The sequence below is a fragment of the Vibrio sp. SG41-7 genome, from assembly GCF_014164465.1.
GTDB classification, from domain to species: domain Bacteria; phylum Pseudomonadota; class Gammaproteobacteria; order Enterobacterales; family Vibrionaceae; genus Vibrio; species Vibrio splendidus.
Genome location: NZ_JACJFF010000046.1, coordinates 1 through 17473, shown reverse-complemented (window position 1 = coordinate 17473; position 17473 = coordinate 1). Strand labels below are relative to the sequence as shown.

Sequence of the window (17473 nt, the reverse complement as noted above, 5' to 3'; positions counted from 1 at the left end):
AGTAAAGTGACTGATTAATCACACTAATATTCGGTTAGCATGAAAAAGAGAGCCTATAGTTTAATTACATAAGCTTTCTTGTTTCAGCAAATAGGTTTGTATCACAAGGTGTGGTACAAATTTTTTAGGGGCACAAATGGATTTGTCGATTACTTCATCCTTGGCGTTAATTGGACTGCTGTCCTTAACGTGTCAATTGTTAGGCTGGCGTTTACGTCTTCCTGCTATTCTTCCTCTTCTTATTGTCGGCCTACTTTTAGGTCCCGGTCTTAACATCCTTAATCCCGATGCCATTTTTGGTGACGTGCTATTTCCGCTGATTTCATTAGGTGTCGCCATCATTTTGTTTGAAGGTGCATTGACCCTCAATTTCAAGGAAATAAGAGGTCATGGTCGCATGGTGACGCACCTCGTGAGTTTCGGCATGTTGATTACATGGGCGTGCATTGTCGTTGGTGCTTATTACTTTGTGGACTTCAGTTGGCCATTAGCCGCATTGTTTGCTGCCTTAGTGGTGGTGACGGGGCCAACCGTGATTGTTCCCATGCTGCGCAGCATTCAGCCCAAATCTTCGTTAGGCAGCATCTTGCGCTGGGAAGGGATAGTGATTGATCCCATTGGCGCTCTGTTTGCCGTTCTCGTTTACGAATACATTGTCTCTTCGGCCGATCCAACAAGCCATGTACTGTCGGCCTTGGGGCTGACTCTAGCCATCGGTTTAGGCTTGGGGATCATCGGTGGCTATTTGATTGCCAAGATGCTGAAAGGGCATTGGGTTCCGCACTATTTACGTAACGTGGCTGTTCTAACGTTGATGTTGGCGGCGTTCTCTTTTTCCAATGACCTGAGTGAAGAGTCTGGCCTATTAACCGTGACCATCATGGGTATCTGGCTCGCCAACGTGAAAGGCTTGGATCTCGAAGACATTATTGAGTTCAAAGAGACCCTAACCGTGTTACTCATTTCCGCGTTGTTTATTCTGTTAGCGAGCAGGCTTGATTCAGGGACTTTTCTCTCGATAGGTTGGGGCGGTATTGGCCTATTAGCGGTCGTCATGCTGGTGGCTCGTCCTCTGAGTGTGTGGATCAGCGGGATCGGCACGGATCTTACCTCAGCAGATAAATGGTTTTTGAGCTGGATGGCACCTCGCGGGATCGTTGCTGCTGCGGTTTCTTCTTTGTTTGCTATCAAGCTTCAAGAGAAGCAATTGATTGAAGGGGCTGATCTACTGGTGCCAATGGTGTTCTTGGTCATCATCGGCACGGTTGTGATTCAGAGCCTAACCGCAAGTTGGTGGGCGAAAAGGTTGGGGGTGACTCAAGAGAAAGCGCAAGGGGTTATCTTCTTTGGTGCGACTCATTTTGCAAGACAGTTTGCTAAGGTGCTGGCAACACACAATATCAACAGTGTGCTTGCCGATACCAACTGGGAAAGCATTCGTTTGGCGCGTATGGATAACCTGAATGTCTATTTTGGTAACCCAGCCTCAAGCCACGCAGAAAATAATCTGGAATTGGACGGGATAGGGCGCGCGATGATCGTCTCGCCTTATCGTCAAACCAATCCATTAGTCAGCATGCATTATCAAGATGAGTTTGGTGAAAATAAGGTGTTTGAACTTGAATCCTCAGAAAATAAACATGAAAGGCATCAGGTGAGCCGTGATGGCAATAGAAACCTGTTTTCAGAAGGGGTTACCTATTCCAAACTTAACTCCTTGATGGCTCAAGGCAGCCAAATTAAGAGCACGGGTTTGACCGAAGCATTTGACCTTAATGAGTTTAACGCGCTGTATCCTAAAGCGATTCCATTGGGTGTGATTACTGGCGGTGATTTCCGTTTAGTGACGCAAGGTTCTGATTTGGAAAAACTCATATCAACGGAGTGTCAGGTTATTAGTTTATTGCCGCCTTCGGAAGAAATTGAAGGTATCGATACTCCAGATAAGTAGCGAGTGCTCTGTATTTAAAGCGAGTCGCTTTGTATCAAAAACGAATAGCTCAGTATCAAAAAAGCCGCAACGTTTTCACGCTACGGCTTTTTAATTCTATTTTAGTAACAATCAATTCATGTCAGCGGTATTGCTACCGAGACTGTCGTTTACGGGCTATTTCGAGTGAAATTGCTCACAAGCGATCATAGTATTTTCGATTAGGCTTGCCACTGTCATTGGACCAACTCCACCCGGAACTGGTGTGATGAAGCTTGCGCTCTCTTTAGCCACATCGTATTCAACGTCGCCAACGAGCTTGCCAGATTCCAAACGGTTGATACCAACATCGACCACAACAGCACCTTTCTTAATCCAAGCACCAGGAATGAAGTTAGGCTTACCAACGGCAACCACAACAACGTCTGCTTGACGTACGTGACCTTCAAGGTCTTTGGTGAAGCGGTGACATGTTGTTGTCGTACAACCTGCTAGAAGCAGTTCTAGAGTCATTGGGCGACCAACAATGTTTGATGCACCAACAACAACCGCGTGCTTGCCGCGTAAATCGATGTTGTAACGGTCAAGCAGCGTGATGATGCCTTTAGGCGTACAAGAGCGTAGCTTAGGCATACGCTGAGCCAAACGGCCTACGTTGTATGGGTGGAAGCCATCAACGTCTTTTTCAGGTGTGATACGCTCAAGAACGTGAGTAGTATCGATACCAGCTGGCAAAGGCAGTTGAACTAGAATGCCATCAATCTCTGGGTCTTCGTTGAGTTGATCGACTAGCGTTAGCAATTCATGTTCGGTGGCAGTTGCTGGTAAATCAAAAGATTTCGAGACGAAACCAACTTCTTCACACGCTTTGCGTTTACTGCCAACGTAAACCTGAGATGCCGGGTCTTCACCCACTAAAACAACCGCTAGGCCCGGGGCACGTAATCCCGCTTGAGTACGAGCTTTTACACGTGCCGCTACTTCAGAGCGAACCGTTTGAGAAATTAGCTTTCCATCAATATTTTGAGCAGTCATGAATTTCCTTAGTATTGATATTCAAGTTAGTGGCTGATGTTTTGGCGCATTATTCCAGAAAATCTTTTTGATTACCATCAAGCAAACGTTTGCTTTGTTCTATTTTCCAACACTTATAATCTTATTGCCCTTTTTTTACTCACTTGGATCAGAATGTTAGATAAAGCCGTTGCTTTACTGATTCGAATTCGTATAATCCTTTCCTGTAGCGCGCCCTTAGCTCAGCTGGATAGAGCACCTCCCTTCTAAGGAGGTGGTCGAAGGTTCGAATCCTTCAGGGCGTACCACTATTTAAAGAAACCCGATAACTCCCTGAGTTGTCGGGTTTTTTGCATTTCAGAACGACTTAATATTTCAATACCATGTTGTGTCTTTAGATGCCCTTGTCTTTCAGTTTTTGCTAAACGGCAACGAGCTGTGGGGTATATCTAAGGCCTAGCATACTGCATCCATCTTCCAAGTAACGATCGGTCACTACGTCGAAACCGAACTTACCATAATAGTCTTTAAGGTGAGCTTGTGCCGAAATAAAAATTGAGCAATCAGGGTAAACCTTCCGAGTGGTATCAAAACTCACTTGCATCAGCTGGTTACCTATCTGTTTACCTCGGCATTCTTTCGCTACGATCACTCGCCCGATACATACATCATCTGCATCAGAATCGAGCAAAGGGAGAACATCTACGGGGTATCCAAGCTTCTGAGCCATAATTCGGCTGTAAGCCACTAGGTGTCCGTTCTCATAACCCATGATGTGATAGGTCTCTGGATGATTATCTTTGCCGTCTAGATCACTATAGGGTGTGTTCATATCCACGATAAAAATATCAACTCTTTGCTGTAAGAAATCATAGAGCTCTTGAACAGACAGCTCCGCAAATTTTTTAACTCTCCACTCGATCATCACTTTTCTCCTTATTATTTGGGCTACAACATAGAGAGTATTCAAACCGAGTTCATTAACCTTTGTTAACTGGCCATGAAACTATTCAAAATCACCACTTTAAAGCGCTACTCATTTTTCCTCGTTATTCATTTCATTCGGCTTATGTAATAGAAAGTTAAAATTGTTCGTTTTTTGGGGTTTACATCATTTAGTAATAAAGCCACTATGAATTCACGAAGAATAGACAAGTAAAGCTATTAGCCAGTCGGTTTAGGAATCAAACCTTCTGCTCAATAGCTGATTTAGAGGAAGTAATGGCAGGAAACAGTATCGGACAACATTTCCGCGTGACCACGTTCGGAGAAAGTCACGGTATCGCACTAGGATGTATCGTAGATGGGTGCCCACCAGGATTAGAAATTACCGAAGCAGACCTTCAAAGAGATTTGGATCGTCGTCGCCCTGGTACTTCTCGTTATACAACGGCTCGCCGTGAAGCGGATGAAGTCAAAATCTTATCAGGTGTATTTGAAGGCCAAACTACGGGCACTTCTATTGGTCTATTGATTGAAAATACAGACCAACGCTCTAAAGACTATTCCGAAATTAAAGACAAATTCCGTCCTGGTCATGCTGACTATACCTACCATCAAAAGTACGGTGTACGTGATTACCGTGGCGGCGGTCGCTCTTCTGCTCGTGAAACTGCAATGCGTGTTGCGGCAGGTGCAATTGCGAAGAAATACCTGAAACAAGAATTTGGTGTTGAAATCCAAGCTTACCTTTCTCAAATGGGTGATATCTCAATTGATAAAGTGGATTGGAACGAGATTGAAAACAACGCGTTTTTCTGCCCAGATGCCGACAAAGTACCGGAATTTGACCAACTGATTCGTGACTTGCTAAAAGAAGGCAACTCGATCGGTGCGAAGATTCAAGTGGTTGCGACTAAAGTGCCTGTAGGCCTTGGTGAGCCAATCTTTGACCGTCTAGATGCAGACATCGCACACGCTCTAATGAGCATCAATGCGGTGAAAGGTGTTGAGATTGGTGATGGCTTTGATGTCGTTAATCAACGCGGTAGTGAACACCGTGATCCATTAACTCCAGAAGGCTTCAGCAGCAACCATGCTGGCGGTATCCTAGGCGGTATTTCTACTGGCCAAGATATTGTGGCGAGTATTGCGCTTAAACCAACATCAAGCATTACTGTTCCTGGTGACACGATCACTAAAGACGGTGAAGCAACGCAGTTAATCACTAAAGGTCGTCACGATCCATGTGTGGGTATCCGTGCGGTACCTATTGCTGAAGCGATGTTAGCGATTGTATTGCTTGATCACTTGCTACGTCACCGTGGTCAAAACTTTGGTGTGACAACAGAAACGCCAAAAATCTAGTTCTGCTTCGTTTTATTCAGAACAGATTTGAAACTGATTTGATAGAAACAAAAAAAGGGTTGCTTCGTAATGAAGCAACCCTTTTTATATTCTGCGTAATTGAGAATATATTATCTAATGCACAGAGCTTTCCGGATCAAGCTGGAATGAAGGCAAGCGCCATTTGAATCGTACGGCCGCCATACGCAGCAAGTAACCAACCACAAGCGTAACAATCGTTGCGGTTACGTCGTTAATGCCAAGCTCAAGCAAACCTAGGTATAAACCTGAAGCGACAAGGGCGACAGATGCATACAGCTCTTCATGCAGAACCAATGGTGTTTGACGGCAGATAAGATCGCGCAGCAGGCCACCAAATACGCCAGTAACCAATGCAGACACCATACAAATCATTGGGTGCAGGCCCATGGTCATCGCCACTTTAGTACCAATGATACTGAATACGATAAGCCCCAGCGCATCCAAACGAATGAATAACCCTTTTAGCTTGATTACCCATTTAGCCAGTCCTGTTGTGATAACACCCGCGATACAGGTGATCGCCAGATATTGTGGGTTTTCAACCCAACCTAAAGGGTAATGGCCGAGTAAGATATCTCGTACTGTACCGCCGCCAATTGCCGTTGCACTTGCAACCAACATTACACCAAACCAATCCATTTTTTGTTTGCCAGCACTGAGAGCGCCGGTCATGGCTTCTGCCGTGATGCCAATGATATACAAAACACTTAGTAGCATTGCTGTAGCTCTATAATTTAGGTCTATAAATTGGAGTCTTATAGGCCATAGGGATATAAAAATGAAGCGCGAGTGTAGTAGTAAAAACGCTGATTGACGAATGAATATTTGTACCGTGAATAGGCATTTCAGATTAGCTAAACTAATCATTTACCTCAAAATGGTGTAATCTGGGATCAGCAATCGATTGTCATCGTAAAGTATTATGATGAACCTAATGTCATTGCCAGTGATAGGGCTTTACCGAGCGCTTAAAAAAACGCAAAATGCCCCAGTTCTTTTTATTTAAATTTGATCTTATGACCCACCAATACTCAGATATCATCGACATTTTCAATCAAACCTTTTTCAAGAGCTTTAATACCAAGCTAGAACTTGGAGCGGACGAGCCTATTTACCTGCCAGCCGATGAGGAGGTTTCTCATCACCGTATCGTATTTGCTCGCGGCTTTTACGCGTCAGCACTTCACGAGATAGCACACTGGTGTGTGGCTGGTCCTGAGCGTCGTTTATTGGAAGATTTTGGTTACTGGTATGAGCCTGATGGCCGAACTGAGTCGGTTCAAGCTGAGTTTGAAAAAGTAGAAATTCGCCCACAAGCGTATGAATGGATCATTGCGACCAGTGCAGGCTTTCCTTTTAATGTCAGCTGTGACAATCTACACGGCGATTTTGAGCCAGATCGTTTGGCCTTTATGAATAAAGTACACAGCGAAGTCATGGGTATCTTTGAAGCTGGTCTTCCGCCTCGCGTGAAAATGCTCTCTGAAGCATTACGCAGCTTCTATGATGTTGCACCTTTATGTACTAGCCAATTTATTGTGAAATAAGAGAATATTATGATTATCGAATTTGAAGAAAAACTACTTGAAGTAATTGATGCTCGCATTGAAAACGCATCAGACGATGAACTGTTTGCTGGTGGTTACTTACGTGGTCATATTTCTCTTTCAGTGGCTTCATGTGAAGAAGACGGTATTGAAGACGTAGCTGAAGTTAAAGCACGCATCGAGAAGAGCCTAGATGACGCTCGCTCTGAACTAACGCCAGCAGACCGCACGATCGTTAATGACCTTTGGGTTGAGCTGCAAAACCAAGCTTAATTTTATTCGTCTAGCATTATTCGTCTAGCGTAATTCGCTCATTACTCTTCCTCCTCATTTTTGAGCGAACCAATAATTTGAGACTCATTCGAAATTTTTGAATGAGTCCGTTCATTTCTTGTGATGGTTCCATTTTCTGACTACGTTATTCTAATCCCACTTAACGGAATCACAGAAAAGGTCACATCATGAAAGTTATCGCATTTGGCGCAAGCACAAGCTCTACCTCTATCAATAAAGCACTAGCAACTTACGCAGCAAACTTGATTGAAGGTGCTGAAGTAAAAGTCCTAAACATCACCGATTACAACGTGCCTATGTTCAGTGAAGACACTGAAAAAGAGATTGGCCAAGCGGAAGGCGCTCAAGCATTTTTACGTGACCTAGCTGAAGCCGATGCATTCGTTATCTCGTTTGCAGAACACAACGGTCACTATCCTGCAGCGTACAAAAACCTATTTGACTGGGCGACACGCATTGAGCGTTCAGTATTCGGCGAGAAGCCTGCGGTTTACTTAGCGACATCTCCGGGCCCGGGTGGTGCACAGACGGTACTTGGCGCAGCAACAGGTTCAGCACCATTTTTTGGCGGTAACGTTAAAGCGTCACTTTCAGTGCCTAGCTTCTACGATAACTTTGATTTTGAGTCGGGTTCAATTAGCAACGAAGAGATTGCCGCTCAAATTAAAGACGCGATTGCTAAGCTGTAAAAGCGGAAAGTAAAGCGAATAGCTGAAAAGTAACGAACTGCTCTAGAATAAGAAGCAGCGACGTAGATAAGATTAGAAAAACAAAAAGCCCGAACATTGAGAGATGCTCGGGCTTTTTGTTTGGGTCGAACTAGGACGTGTTGACCTTTCGCTGCAAAAATTAGCTCGTAAGCTCAACACGGCCTAATACTTATTTGAATATTTAGACCTAGTCTAGAATCGATTATTCCGCACTGGTTTGTTTTGTTGAGACCCAACCTTCTGTTAACGCTTTGCCTTTACGTAATCTTCTAATCCACATTCGACATGGATGAATGGCTTCGAGCACATCAACCGGAAGAGGTAGAGGATCGCCACAAATTTGTGAGGCTAAAACTTCAGCTAAAAGAGGGGTCGAGCTCAAACCACGCGAACCTAAACCGATAAAGCAGAACAAGTTCGGATAGCTGGTAACAGGTTCGATATCGTCGATAGCATCACGCTGCGGATTAAAGTTGTGCAGATTCTGATATTGCTCTTTGATGGATTCAAAATCGCCAACATTACCGACGAATGGTAGGTGATCTCGACTCACGCTGCGGATACCTTGGCGCGCTAAGTTGCCGCTGGTATCGACATCTTTTGTCCATGCTTGGTCTGGTAGCGACCCATGCAGGCGCTCGCCATTATGTTGCTGAACCTCAATATCAAACTCTTGGTCGATATTGGTTTTATCGTAATTCGCGCCAATACAGTGGTGACCATTATTTGGGTTTTGTGGCGTCAGGTAGCCATCAAAGCACAATACCGTTTTTAACTGGCTGAGATTCTCTGTAGTCGGGATATGACTTACTTGCCCTTTAACTGGTGTCAGAGGTACGGGGCGAGTTTGTTCAAATTGGGTGAACTTGTGTCCATTCGCGACAACCACTTGATCGTGCTTGGTTTGAATTTCACCTTGAGGTGTCTCAATCGTCAGCAACCATTGCTGCTCTGTTTCTAACCACTCAAGTTGCGTTACTTGATGTTGATAGTGTGCGCTTACTTGGTTGGTCTCTTCTAACTTACCTATCAAACCTTGAGTCAACTGAAGAGGGCTTAACCACCCACCCAGTGGGAAGTAAACACTCTCTTTATCGACCGGTAAGCCAATCTTTTCGTTCGCTTGTTCAGGCGTTAAGCGCTGGATCAAGTCTGTGTGGAAATTGCCTTCCAACATGCGGTTGAGCTTTTTAGTTGAGCCTTGATCCCACATTAAGATATTCACGCCACACCAGCTGTGATCAAAGTTCACCGATTGCGCTGCTTGATTGATAAATTGGCGGGCAAACAATAAACCCGGGCCAAATATTCTTGAAACATTAGATGTCGCTTCACTCAATAATGGGTAAATCGCACCTTGATTATTGCCAGAGGCATTGCCCGCAGCTTGTTGGTGTTCACAATAAAGGGTGATGTTTTTACCACGTCGGCTTAAGGTTTTTGCAAGCGCAGCGCTGGCAACACCACCACCGATAATGGCGATATCTTGTGAATCACTGTGTTGAGCTAGGCCATACCAAGGTTTGATGTTGGTGTGAGCGTGCTTTTCGTTAAGGCGGCCTGCAATCATTTCCCGCTTAGTACCAAAGCCTTTAACTTTTTTCATTGCAAAGCCAGCTTCGATTAAACCGCGGCGAACAAAACCGGCAGCAGTAAACGTTGCACAACTGCAATCTTGTTTTGCTAATTTGGCCATGCCGTTGAATAGGTTTTGATTCCACATTTCTGGGTTCTTACTTGGCGCAAAGCCATCTAAGAACCAAGCGTCAACCAAACCTTCATGCGGGGTCGGCACGTTTGGCATACAATCTTTAATATCACCAAACCACAAATCAAGCGTGATCGCACCATCACTGAGCACAATACGGTGACATTCAGGCAGGGCGATAGGGTAGTGTTCTTGGAGTTGTGTCGCATACTCCGCTAATTCTGGCCACGATTGGTGCGCTTTGATGAGATCCTCTTTATTGAGAGGATATTTTTCAAAACTGATGAAATGTAACTCTTTGGTCATCGCTTGTGGGTTATCTTTAATAAAAGCATCGAACCATTGCCAGACTGCGAGAAAGTTCAACCCTGTACCAAAACCGGTTTCAGCTATCACAAAACGGCGTTGTTGATGTTCAAGCCAACGCTCTGGAAGGTGGTTTTGTTTTAAAAAGACGTAGCGAGTTTCTTCTAAACCGTTAACATTAGAGAAGTAAACGTCGTCAAATTGGTCTGAAACTGGCGTGCCAGACTCATTCCATTCCAGTTCTGCATTAGTAATTGAAGTCATAAAATCTATCATTTTGTGATTTGAAGCGATATGTTGGTAGGGATTGTACGAATTTCTAGGAAAGCTGACCACTTTTGTTAGGCTTCTTAGTTATCATCTAGCTGAATTTAGAATTATAGGAATGTCACATGAAACGAGTCGTAATCACCGGTATGGGTATTGTTTCAAGTATCGGTAACAACGTCGAAGAAGTTTTAGCATCACTGAAAGAGGGTAAATCTGGTATTACCGCTTCAGAGCAGTTCAAGGAAAATGGCTTGCGCTCTCAAGTTTGGGGTAACCTAAAAATGAACCCTGCTGACCATATCGATCGCAAAAAAATGCGCTTTATGGGTGATGCAGCGGCATTCGCTTATCTTTCAATGGAGCAAGCAATTGCTGATTCTGGTTTAACTGAAGATCAAGTATCTAATGACCGCACGGGTATCGTAGCGGGTTCAGGTGGTGCTTCATCTCTAAACCAAGTAAACGCAGTAGACATCATTCGTGAGAAAGGCGTGAAGCGCGTTGGTCCATACATGGTGCCACGTACAATGGCTTCTACGGTTTCTGCTTGTCTAGCAACTCCTTTCAAAATCCGTGGTGTGAACTACTCTATGAGTTCTGCATGTGCGACATCTGCACACTGTATTGGTCACGCAATGGAGCTTATCCAACTGGGTAAACAAGACGTTGTATTCGCTGGTGGCGGTGAAGAACTGGATTGGTCTCTGACTATGATGTTCGACGCAATGGGCGCACTTTCTACTAAATACAACGACACTCCTGAACTTGCTTCTCGTACCTACGATGCAGATCGTGACGGTTTCGTTATCTCTGGTGGCGGCGGCATGCTAGTTATCGAAGAACTTGAGCACGCTGTTGCTCGTGGCGCAAAAATTTACGGCGAGATCGTGGGTTACGGCGCAACTTCAGATGGCTACGACATGGTTGCTCCTTCTGGTGAAGGCGCAGTTCGTTGTATGAAGATGGCAATGCAAAACGTTGATGGCGTTGACTACGTGAACACTCACGGTACTTCAACTCCTGTTGGTGACGTTAAAGAACTTGGTGCAATCCAAGAAGTCTTTGGCGGCAACAGCCCAGCAATCTCAGCAACTAAAGCGATGACAGGTCACGCTCTAGGTGCGGCTGGTGTACACGAAGCAATTTACTCAACGCTAATGCTTGATAACGGCTTCATCGCACCAAGCATTAACGTTGCAAACCTAGACGAAGCAGGCGCAGGCCTAGACATCGTAACGGAAGCTCGTGAACAAGAGCTAACAACGGTTATGTCTAACAGCTTTGGTTTCGGCGGTACGAACGCAACGCTAGTAATCAAAAAATACCAAGGCTAATTGAAGCTAAGGTTAAATTAATAAAGGTTAATCGTTAATGGGTGACGTGAGTGCAGATTCAACACGCATAGGTCGCCCAGTAATCATGACCATCAGAACATAGCTTTTATAAATATGGTTTTAAGCGTGTTTTTTAACCCTAGCTTTGTAAGCTTCGCTTTAGAAAATAGCTTTTTAAATCAAGATTTAGAAGTTGAAAGGTTTCCAGAGCTTGATCAGTGCTGACTTTGGTTAGTACTGGTTGAACAGACGCAAGACTCTGTCTCCTGGAGAGCGAGATAGGATCCTTTTGTTCTGGATGTTTGCCCGATTGTTTATTCAATCGGGCATTTTTCGTTTCTGGGCTACACAATCTTCAGTGTTGATTCGGTTTTGGAATATGGTGTGATAAATGCCAACGTAGCCCTTTATATATAATGTATTCCATTTGCTACTCGACACCGAGTGTGGAATTTTGCACAATCATTTCAATTCACATTTAGGTCGATAGACCCCAACTAAAGTACTCGCCAAATGAAAATCTTAATCGACGAAAATATGCCTTATGCTGAAGCGCTATTTAGCCAGCTAGGGGAAGTGACAATGAAGTCTGGTCGCACATTAACTGCTGACGATCTAGTTGACGTAGACGCATTGATGATTCGCTCTGTCACCAAGGTGAATGAGTCATTGATTAGCAAAGCCAACAAGCTGAAGTTTGTCGGCACTGCGACGGCAGGTATGGACCATGTCGACCAAGCATTGATGAAAGAGCGTGGCATTTTCTTTACTGCGGCGCCTGGCTGTAACAAGGTGGGTGTCGCTGAGTATGCCTTCAGCGCAATGATGGTACTTGCGCAGCAACAAGGCTTCTCTGTATTCGACAAAACGGTCGGTATTATCGGTTGCGGTCAGGTAGGTAGCTACTTAGCGAAGTGCCTTGAAGGTATTGGTATCAAAGTTCTGCTGAACGATCCTCTAAAACAACAAGAGGGTGATACTCGTGAGTTTACTGAATTCGAGACACTGCTTGAGCAATCGGACGTGATCACTATGCATACGCCAATTACTAAAACGGGTGAGTTCCCAACACATCACTTGATCAATGAGCAAGTGCTGAACAACTTACGTGCTGATCAAATTTTGATTAATGCAGCTCGTGGCCCAGTTGTTGATAACCAAGCGTTAAAAGCTCGCTTGCAAAAAGCCGATGGTTTTACTGCCGTTCTTGATGTATTTGAGTTTGAGCCTGAAGTCGATTTTGAGCTACTTCCACTGCTTGCTTTTGCAACTCCTCACGTAGCGGGCTACGGTTTAGAGGGTAAAGCACGTGGTACCACGATGATCTTCAACAGTTATTGTGAGTTTTTAGGTACTGAACAGCGTGCTTATGCAAGCGATCTTCTGCCAACAGCACCAGTGCCTCAAATGAAATTAGATAGAGCTTGGGATGAAGCAACACTGCACAATTTGACTCAGTTGATCTATGATGTGCGCAAAGACGACGCCTTATTCCGTCGCAATATCTCTACGCCGGGTTCTTTTGACAAGATGCGTAAAGAATATTGGGACCGCAGAGAGTACAGTGCAGTCGAGTTAACGGGCGACGAATCTTGTAATTTGACGCCGTTATCTAAACTCGGTTTTATGGTAAAGCCAACTTTATAAAAGAGAGAAACAATGAGCCAAGAATTTAATATTGCTATTTTAGGTGCGACTGGTGCGGTTGGTGAAACCATTCTTGAAGTACTTAAAGAGCGTAAATTCCCTGTCGGTGAAATGCACTTACTAGCAAGTGAACGTAGTGAAGGCAAAACTTCCCGTTTTAACGGCAAAACAATACAAGTACAAAACGTAGAAGACTTCGATTGGTCTCAAGTACATATTGCGTTTTTCTCTGCAGGTAGCGAGCTTTCAGAACGTTGGGCTCCAATCGCCGCTGACGAAGGTGTGGTTGTTATCGATAACACATCACGTTTCCGTTACGAATATGATGTTCCTCTGGTTGTGCCAGAAGTTAACCCTGAAGCGATTGCTGAGTTCCGTAACCGCAACATCATCGCGAACCCTAACTGCTCTACTATTCAGATGGTAGTAGCACTTAAACCAATTCACGATGAAGTGGGTCTTGAGCGTATTAACGTTTCAACTTACCAATCTGTGTCTGGTGCAGGTAAGCCGGGTATCGATGAGCTAGCAGGTCAAACGGCTAAGCTTCTTAACGGCATGCCAGCTGACAAGTCAGCATTCTCACAGCAGATCGCGTTCAACTGTATTCCTCAAATCGATGAATTTACAGAGAACGGCTACACACGTGAAGAAATGAAGATGGTTTGGGAAACTCAGAAAATCTTTGCTGATTCGTCAATCACGGTGAACCCGACTTGTGTTCGTGTTCCTGTGTTCTACGGTCACGCTGAATCTCTACACGTTGAAACTCGCGCGCCAATCGGTGCAGAGCAAGTTATTCAACTTCTAGAGAATACGGAAGGCGTTGAAGTATTCCAAGCGCTAGACTTCCCAACTCAAGTTCGTGATGCGGGTGGTAAGGACCACGTAATGGTTGGTCGTATTCGTAGCGACATCAGCCATCACAGCGGCGTGAACATGTGGGTAGTAGCTGATAACGTTCGTAAAGGCGCAGCGACAAACGCAGTTCAAATCGCTGAAGTTCTGATTCGCGATTACTTCTAAGCTTCATTGCTTTGATTATCAAGCCTCACTCTTTAGTGGGGCTTTTTTAATCGATTGAAAATATTGTTAGTCAAATTGTGTGAAATTGCTGCGAATATTGTTGCTGCAACACATTTTTTGTTTTCATCTCTATAGTTTTACGTCATTTATCCGATATATTTAATAGATCATCACTTTTCCGAATTTAAGCACCTAGCTGAGCCTTTTATGTTTCAATTTTTCAAGCCGTGGTTAATGCCTTTTGCCTTTATCATTGCGACTCAGATTTCCGTTGTTCGTGCAGATTCCATTCGAGTTGTAGGGCCTAATGGCCAGATACAATCAGCGCCTACGTTTTCAGAACCTCTTCAAAGAGCGCAATTGAATAGCGCTGAGCCTTCACGTTTCTATGGTCCAACTAGTGGCTCAGAAACGCTATGGTCTATTGCTTCAAGGTTACGCCCTGATAACTCCGTTTCAGTCCAACAAACATTGTTGGCGATTTATCGCTTAAACCCACAAGCGTTTGAAAATCAGAATATCCATAGCCTGCTGCCTGCCAGTAATTTACGTGTGCCTTCTTTAGAGCAAGCTCGTGCAAGTTCGACGCAGCAAGCTATCAACATCATGAACTCGCACCTTGCTAAGCTTGATGCTCCTGCGACAAAGCCTACCGCTTCAAAACCTAAAGTAGCGCAAGCGTCAAGTCGACCAGATGTAGCACCTAAAAATGCACAATCCAAAGCTAAGGTTATCGAACCTAAAGTTGTCGATAAATCGATAATTGGTAATCAAGAGATAGTGAATAGCAAGCCGCTAACCGGTGCCAAGGAAATGAACCACCTTGAGAAGCAGTTAGAGCTTTCAGAAACTGAGTTACTGTCACTCGAAGAAAAAAACCATCAACTTCGTTTGATGCTGTCGAATGTTCAATTGGAAGTGGATGAGCTAAAAACAGAGCTCAGTGATGAAGACCGCATTCGTAGCGAAGTGGAAAAGCTACTTGATGAAGAGCGTAGAAAGAACGCCGAAATTGAAAAAATGGCACCAAGTGCCATGGATGAACTGTTATCTAATGGTTGGTTAGTTGCGGCTCTTGCGATTATTCCGGGTCTTCTACTTGGCTTGATCATCGTGATGCTGATAGGTCGTCGTTCTAAAAGTGAAGAACAACAGCAAAACACTCAAGAACAACCGATGCAGCCTGAACCAAGCAACGTCGCGCCTATTACACTGGGCGACGAGATGGACGACCTTAACGAGCTGTCTTTAGACGATGACCTGTTTGGCACTGAAGACGATGCCAATAAGTTGTTTGACGACCAAGCTCTTGCTGAAGAAGATGATGTATTTGCAGGATTGGATGAATCTGATCTCGATTTCAATCTCGACGGTGAAGATGATGACCCATTTGCGAGCATTGGCGAAAATGGTGATTTAGACACTAACTTTGATGATCTGGACTTGGACAGCAGCAACGGCATTAGTGTTAATGGTGAAGAGAAAGCGCTTGGTCTTGAAGAGATGGAGCGCGCGCTCGATAAAAGCGCAGAAAGCGCACTTGATACCGATGAAGTCGATTTTGACCTCTCAGATGATAACGCAATGTCTGCTGATGACATTGAAGCACTGCTATCTAAAGAATCCGAGACTGAAGATTTAGGCTCTAACGAATTAGACCAGTCACTATTAGATGACCTGTTTTCTCTTGATGACGAAGATGATGATAGCTTCGACATCGATGCTTTGATTTCGGAAGAGCAAAGTGATTCTACTTCTAGTGCCGACACATCAATAACCGATGATTTTGATATCGATGCGCTTATCTCAGAACAACAAAGCGATGCTACGCCTTCGGACATAAGCAATGACGACTTTGATATTGATGCTCTGATCTCTGAACAACAGACCACTCAATCTGCAACTCCTAGTGTAGAGGATGATATTGATGACATCTTTGCTCAGGTTGCCGCTCAGAACGAGCAAGCGAATGATCCTTTCAACCTCGATAGCGACGATGAAATAGCGACGAACCTAAACAATGGTTTGGCGTCTGATGATGATATCGAAAACATCCTGTCTCAGTTTGATAAGCCAATCGTTGATGAAGAGACTCAAGACAGCGTTGATCTACTTGATGAGCAGTTGGAAGGGGATGACGTTGACCTAAGCAACTCGACCGAACTCCTTGATGAAATGCTGGGCGATGAATCGGATGATGAGCCTGAAAGTGAGCCTTTAGGTTTTGATGCCTTATCCGAACTTGAAGAGCTTTCTGGTTTATCGACTGATGATGAGCTGAACATTGCAGAAGACAGCACGGAAACTCTGGATGAATTAATCGGAGATTCTGAGGATGATTTCGAACTCGATGCAGAGAGCACCGACTTACTGGATGATTTCCTTGATAGTGAACTATCGGATGATGCGCTTTCAGCGGACCAAACTGATTCACCAAAATCTGAATCTTTAGACCCGTTTGATGATTTACTGACAAGTGGTATTGAAGACGAGCTTGAATCAGAAGAGCAGACGTTTGATAAAGAGCTAGATGCTGCCTTTGGTTCTGATAAAGCCAGCGACGACCTTATCAAGGATTCAGAGGTTGAACATACTCAATTAACGTCAGAGCCTTCTGAAGTCGAGCCTGAGCAAATAACGGACATTACTGAAACACCACAACCTGAACTTGTTGGTGATGCTTCATTAGATTCAGAACTGATTCAAGACGGTGCTGATGTTAAGCCAGAAAATGATGAAGCCTTTAATCGTGATGACTTTATCGATGACTTGTTTGGTGTAGCGCCTGCAACGGATGCGTTGCTTGATGACGCACTAGAAACAACAGATGAAGCATTGATTGATGAGTTGATGACTTCTGATGACAGCGATTCGTTGCAAGCTACTGAAGAGCCAGCTGAAGCATCAATCGAAAGTGCTTTGGAGCCAGAAAAAACGGACCTTTCTGATAGTCATGAATTATCACCAGAAGAAGCGGTGTCGTCTGTTAAAGATGATGAACTGGATATTGACTCGTTGCTCTCTGAGAATTCTGACTTTGACAAACCAGTTTTTGAAGAGCCGACTCAAGAAGATACTGAGCAACAAGAATTAGAACCGAAAGAAGCCGACGTACAACATCAGCGTGAAGACATCGCTGCGAGTACTGAAGATCAAGCTTCGCCGTCGTCTTTAAATGAAATCTCTGAAGACGATGAAGAAACGGTAGAAGATTGGTTAGCCGAAGCCATTGATGATGTTGAATCTCCTGCGAATATAGACTCTGATTTTGACTTTGAACCGAAAATTCAAGGTAGCGATGAACTTGAAAATATCGTTGAATCCTTGCCAGAGCCAGAGCCAGAGCCAGAGCCAGAGCC

The 17473-nt window shown here is 44.3% G+C and carries 14 protein-coding genes and 1 tRNA gene; 10 read left to right on the top strand and 5 right to left on the bottom strand.

Annotated features, from left to right (window positions below):
- Positions 1-136 precede the first annotated feature (136 nt).
- A complete protein-coding gene (locus tag H5300_RS13635) occupies positions 137-1951 on the top strand; it encodes a sodium:proton antiporter (RefSeq protein WP_182796181.1) in 1815 nt (604 codons plus the stop codon).
- Between the two features lie 156 nt (positions 1952-2107).
- Here the strand turns inward: H5300_RS13635 and folD are convergent, their stop codons facing one another.
- The gene (folD, locus tag H5300_RS13630) at positions 2108-2965 is read right to left on the bottom strand and encodes a bifunctional methylenetetrahydrofolate dehydrogenase/methenyltetrahydrofolate cyclohydrolase FolD (protein ID WP_004734180.1); all 858 of its coding nucleotides are present in this window, start codon (positions 2963-2965) and stop codon (positions 2108-2110) included.
- A 210-nt stretch (positions 2966-3175) separates the two neighbouring features.
- On the opposite strand from folD, the gene H5300_RS13625 reads away from it, so the two are divergent.
- Positions 3176-3252 (top strand) — tRNA-Arg (locus H5300_RS13625).
- A 113-nt stretch (positions 3253-3365) separates the two neighbouring features.
- Here H5300_RS13625 and H5300_RS13620 read toward each other — a convergent pair.
- Complete coding sequence (locus tag H5300_RS13620; protein WP_182796180.1) at positions 3366-3869, bottom strand: GNAT family N-acetyltransferase; 504 nt, start codon at positions 3867-3869, stop codon at positions 3366-3368.
- Between the two features lie 296 nt (positions 3870-4165).
- Here H5300_RS13620 and aroC point away from each other — a divergent pair, with 296 nt between their 5' ends.
- A complete protein-coding gene (aroC, locus tag H5300_RS13615; RefSeq protein WP_004734182.1) occupies positions 4166-5251 on the top strand; it encodes a chorismate synthase in 1086 nt (361 codons plus the stop codon).
- 114 nt (positions 5252-5365) lie between these two features.
- On the opposite strand, the gene H5300_RS13610 is transcribed toward aroC, so the two are convergent.
- Positions 5366-5989, bottom strand: a complete 624-nt coding sequence (locus H5300_RS13610; protein ID WP_004734183.1) for a trimeric intracellular cation channel family protein — start codon at positions 5987-5989, stop codon at positions 5366-5368.
- Positions 5990-6288: 299 nt separating this feature from the next.
- Between H5300_RS13610 and H5300_RS13605 the strand changes: the two genes are divergently transcribed.
- From H5300_RS13605 to H5300_RS13595, 3 genes are all read left to right on the top strand, one after another.
- Positions 6289-6819, top strand: a complete 531-nt coding sequence (locus H5300_RS13605) for an elongation factor P hydroxylase (protein WP_182796179.1) — start codon at positions 6289-6291, stop codon at positions 6817-6819.
- A gap of 9 nt (positions 6820-6828) precedes the next feature.
- Positions 6829-7092, top strand: coding sequence for a YfcL family protein (locus H5300_RS13600; protein WP_102475303.1), 264 nt, complete (start codon positions 6829-6831; stop codon positions 7090-7092).
- Between the two features lie 188 nt (positions 7093-7280).
- On the top strand, positions 7281-7802 hold the full coding sequence (locus H5300_RS13595) for an NADPH-dependent FMN reductase (RefSeq protein WP_017084073.1): 522 nt from the start codon (positions 7281-7283) through the stop codon (positions 7800-7802).
- A gap of 223 nt (positions 7803-8025) precedes the next feature.
- Here the strand turns inward: H5300_RS13595 and mnmC are convergent, their stop codons facing one another.
- Positions 8026-10173 (bottom strand): bifunctional tRNA (5-methylaminomethyl-2-thiouridine)(34)-methyltransferase MnmD/FAD-dependent 5-carboxymethylaminomethyl-2-thiouridine(34) oxidoreductase MnmC, encoded by a 2148-nt coding sequence (gene mnmC / locus H5300_RS13590; RefSeq protein WP_182796178.1) that lies wholly within the window; start codon positions 10171-10173, stop codon positions 8026-8028.
- A 56-nt stretch (positions 10174-10229) separates the two neighbouring features.
- On the opposite strand from mnmC, the gene fabB reads away from it, so the two are divergent.
- Entirely contained in the window at positions 10230-11441 is a 1212-nt protein-coding gene (gene fabB, locus H5300_RS13585) for a beta-ketoacyl-ACP synthase I (RefSeq protein ID WP_010436883.1), read from the top strand.
- 139 nt (positions 11442-11580) lie between these two features.
- On the opposite strand, the gene H5300_RS28475 is transcribed toward fabB, so the two are convergent.
- Positions 11581-11793 (bottom strand): hypothetical protein, encoded by a 213-nt coding sequence (locus H5300_RS28475; RefSeq protein ID WP_102384724.1) that lies wholly within the window; start codon positions 11791-11793, stop codon positions 11581-11583.
- 161 nt (positions 11794-11954) lie between these two features.
- On the opposite strand from H5300_RS28475, the gene H5300_RS13580 reads away from it, so the two are divergent.
- From H5300_RS13580 to H5300_RS13570, 3 genes are all read left to right on the top strand, one after another.
- On the top strand, positions 11955-13088 hold the full coding sequence (locus tag H5300_RS13580; RefSeq protein WP_182796177.1) for a 4-phosphoerythronate dehydrogenase: 1134 nt from the start codon (positions 11955-11957) through the stop codon (positions 13086-13088).
- Between the two features lie 12 nt (positions 13089-13100).
- Complete coding sequence (locus H5300_RS13575; RefSeq protein ID WP_004734159.1) at positions 13101-14114, top strand: aspartate-semialdehyde dehydrogenase; 1014 nt, start codon at positions 13101-13103, stop codon at positions 14112-14114.
- Between the two features lie 207 nt (positions 14115-14321).
- Positions 14322-17473, top strand: a 3152-nt coding sequence (locus H5300_RS13570; RefSeq protein ID WP_310736124.1) for a FimV/HubP family polar landmark protein, incomplete at its 3' end; no start/stop codon positions are given.